Here is a 3,729-nt window from a genome sequence, read left to right on the forward strand (position 1 = left end):
AGGTAGAACTGGCCGACCAGCTCGCCCTGGCGCTCAATGCGGAAGAAGCGCACGCCCTCGTTCCAGACCGGCGCGCTGTCGGAGCGGATGCTGACCTCGAACAGCGTCTCGATGATGCGGAACAGCCCGTCGAGCACCTTGGTCTCGGTGAAGTACGGCTTGACCTCCTGGTCGCTGAACGCGTAGCGGCTTTCCTTCAGCTTCTCGCTGGCGTACGGGAAATCCCAGGCCTGCAGGTCGGGCAGGCCCAGCTCGTCGCGGGCGAAGGCCCGCAGCTCGGCCAGGTCGCGCTCGGCGTAGGGGCGGGCGCGCTGCGCCAGGTCGCGCAGGAAGCCGGTCACCTGCTGCGGCGAATCGGCCATCTTCGGCACCAGCGACACCTCGGCGAAGCTCGCGTAGCCGAGCAGGCGGGCCTCTTCCTGGCGCAGGTCGAGCAGCTCGCGCATCACCGCGCTGTTGTCGAGCGCGGCGGGGCCGGTCTCGCTGGCGCGGGTCACGTAGGCGACGTACAGCTTCTCGCGCAGCGCGCGGTTGCTGCCGTACTGCATCACCGGGAAGTAGCTCGGGAAGTGCAGCGTGATCTTGTGGCCCGGCTTGCCTTCGGCCTCGGCGGTGGCGCGCGACGCGGCGATCACGTCGGCCGGCACGTCGGCCAGCTCGGCCGCGTCGACGTACAGCGCGAAGCTGTCGGTCGCGTCGAGCACGTGCTCGGAGTAGGTCTGCGACAGCGCGGCCAGGCGGTCCTGGATCTGCGCATAGCGCTCGCGGTCGGCGCCCTTCAGCTCGGCACCGGACAGCACGAAATCGCGCATCGCGTTCGACAGCGCCTGGCGGCGCGGCGCGCTGAGCGCGGCGGCGGCCGGGCTGCCGGCGATCAGCTTGTACTTTGCGTACAGGCGTTCATCGGCACCCAGCCGCGTGTGGAATTCGGTGACGGCCGGCAGCTGCTCGTTGTAGGCGGCGCGCAGCTCGGGCGTGTCGGCGACGGCGGTCAGGTGGTGCACCGCGCCCCAGGAGCGGCCCAGGCGTTCGGTGGCGACATCGAGCACCGCCGACATCGCGTCGTAGTCGGCCGGCACCGCGTCGCTGGTGACCTTCTCGAGCGCCTCCTCGGCCTCGGTCAGCAATTGCGCCATCGCCGGCGCGACGTGCGCGGCGCGGATCGCCGAGAAGTCGAGCAGTGCATCGGGAACCAGCAGCGGATTGATCTCGTTCATTGTTCTCTCCCTTTCGAAATGACGCGTGTGAGGCTCAGCCCTGCGCGAACCGCTCCGCGGCCTCCAGCGTGTTGACCAGGAGCATCGCACGGGTCATGGGTCCGACGCCACCCGGCACCGGCGTGATCCAGCCGGCCACCTGAGAGACGCCGTCGAAGTCCACGTCGCCGGCCAGCTTGCCGTCGTCCTTGCGGTTCATGCCCACGTCGATCACCACCGCGCCCGGCTTGACCATGTCGGCGGTGAGCACATTGCGCTTGCCGACCGCCGCGACGACCACATCGGCCTGGCGCGTGTGAAGGCCGATGTCGCGCGTCCCGCTGTGGCAGATGGTGACGGTGGCGTTGGCCTGCAAGAGCAGCAGGGCCATCGGCTTGCCGACGGTGTTGCTGCGCCCGATCACGACCGCGTGCTTGCCGCGCAGGTCGATCCCGGTGGTGGCGATCAGCTTCATGCAGCCGTACGGCGTGCACGGCAGGAAGCCGGGGCGGCCGACCATCAGCGCGCCGGCGCTCTGCACGTGGAAGCCGTCGACGTCCTTCAGCGGCGAGATCGCCTCGATGACCTTCTGCGGGTCGATGTGCTTCGGCAGCGGCATCTGCACCAGGATGCCGTGGATGGCCGCATCGGCGTTCAGCGCGGCGATGCGCGCGAGCAGCTCGGCCTCAGGCAGCTGCGCGTCGTACTTCTCGAGCACCGAGTGCACGCCGCTCGATTCGCAGTCGGCGACCTTGTGCTTCACGTAGACCTGCGAGGCCGGGTCGTCGCCGACCAGGATCACCGCCAGGCCCGGCCGGYGGCCGCGGGCGGTGAGGGCGGCGGCGCGTTGCGCGACCTCGGCGCGGACCCGTTTGGCGAGGGCGTTGCCGTCGATGAGTTGTGCGGTCATGGCTGTCGGGCTCCAGAAACGAAAAAGGCCGCTGGGGTCAGCGGCCTTCGGGATGGGATTGCGTCAGGCCTTGGCTTGGGCGCCCAGGGCGATCTTCAGGAGATCGGCGACGGTGTTGGCGTTCAGCTTCTCCATGATGTTGGCGCGGTGCGCCTCGACCGTCTTGATGCTGATGCCGAGGTCGTCGGCGATCTGCTTGTTGAGCCGGCCGGCGACGATGCGCTCGAGCACCTGCGCCTCGCGGGTCGTCAGGCGCGACAGCAATGCATCGCGGCTGGCGGCTTCCTGGTGGTGCGAGAACGCGCTGCGGGCCTGGTCGAGCATGCGCTCGACGAGGCCGAGCAGCTCTTCTTCCTTGAAGGGTTTCTCGATGAAGTCCATCGCGCCCTTCTTCATCGTCGTGACGGCCATCGGCACGTCGCCGTGGCCGGTGATGAAGACGACCGGCAGCGGCGACTTGCGCTCGAGCAGGCGGTCCTGCAGCTCCAGCCCGCTCATGCCGTCCATGCGGATGTCGGCGATCAGGCAGGCGACCTCGCGCGGATCGAAGCGCGACAGGAACGACTCCGACGAATCGAAGCACTTGACGCGGTAGTCCTTGCCCTCGAGCAACCATTGCAGCGAGTCGCGCACGGCTTCGTCGTCGTCGACCACATAGACCGTGCCCTTTTTCGGAATCAAGCTCATCGATGCAGTCTCATGGCAGCGCCGGCTCCAGGCCGGCAGATTTGGCGGTTTCCACAGGCAGCGTGAAGCTGAAGCGGCACCCGACGGCGAGGTCGCCATTGTAGAGGTTCTGTGCCCGGATACGGCCGCGGTGGCTCTCGATGATCGAGCGGCACAGGGACAACCCGATGCCCAGGCCTTCCGCCTTGGTCGAGAAGAAGGCCTCGTAGAGCCGGCCGATCACTTCCTCCTTCAGCCCCGGGCCGCTGTCGGTGACGCTGAACTCGATCACGCCGCCTTCTTCGGGCGTGTGGCGCGGCACCACGCGCAGCTCGATGGTGCGGCGCGCCTGCGGCAGCCCGGCCGAGTCGATCGCCTCGGCGGCGTTCTTCAGCAGGTTCAGCACCACCTGCTCGATCAGGATCGGGTCGACCATCAGCGTCGGCAGCCGCTGCGCGACGTAGACGTGGATCGTCACGTTGCGCCGGCGCAGCTCGATGTTGGCAAGGTCCACCGCGTCGTCGACGATGGTCTGCGCGAGCGCCGGCTGGCGCTGCGGCTCGCTGCGCTTCACGAAGGCGCGGATGCGCCGGATGATCTGGCCAGCGCGCTCGGCCTGGCGGGCGGTCTTCTCGAGCGCGGCGATCAGGTCGTCCTTCTGGATCGCGTCGCCCTTCACGCGCGAGACCATGCCGTTGCAGTAGTTCGTGATCGCGGTCAGCGGCTGGTTCAGCTCGTGCGCGACCGACGAGGCCATCTCGCCCATCGTCACCAGCCGGCTCGTGACCTGCGCCTTCTCGGCCTGCTGCGCGGCCTGCGTCTCGGCGTTGCGGCGGCCGGTGATGTCGGTCGCGATCAGCATCTGCGCGAGCCGCCCGTCGGTCCACTGCAGGTAGCGCGCGCGCACGTCGAACCACTTCTGCAGCGGCTCGATGAAGACCTCGCGCGCGTCCGAGC

Annotated in this window: 4 protein-coding genes; all 4 read right to left on the reverse strand. The window is 68.7% G+C overall.

Features of this window, described 5'->3' with window-relative positions; all coding sequences use genetic code 11:
* Positions 1 to 1,217 (reverse strand): M3 family metallopeptidase (locus tag AC1D01_RS24800; protein ID WP_477871092.1); only part of this gene is annotated, 1,217 nt, incomplete at its 3' end.
* A 34-nt stretch (positions 1,218 to 1,251) separates the two neighbouring features.
* Positions 1,252 to 2,106 (reverse strand): bifunctional methylenetetrahydrofolate dehydrogenase/methenyltetrahydrofolate cyclohydrolase FolD, encoded by an 855-nt coding sequence (folD, locus tag AC1D01_RS24805; protein WP_477871094.1) that lies wholly within the window; start codon positions 2,104 to 2,106, stop codon positions 1,252 to 1,254.
* A gap of 63 nt (positions 2,107 to 2,169) precedes the next feature.
* Complete coding sequence (locus AC1D01_RS24810; RefSeq protein ID WP_047510729.1) at positions 2,170 to 2,793, reverse strand: response regulator transcription factor; 624 nt, start codon at positions 2,791 to 2,793, stop codon at positions 2,170 to 2,172.
* Positions 2,794 to 2,803: 10 nt separating this feature from the next.
* Positions 2,804 to 3,729, reverse strand: a 926-nt coding sequence (locus tag AC1D01_RS24815; RefSeq protein ID WP_477871096.1) for a sensor histidine kinase, incomplete at its 5' end; no start/stop codon positions are given.

This window comes from Rhizobacter sp. P3_B12 (assembly GCF_056402895.1).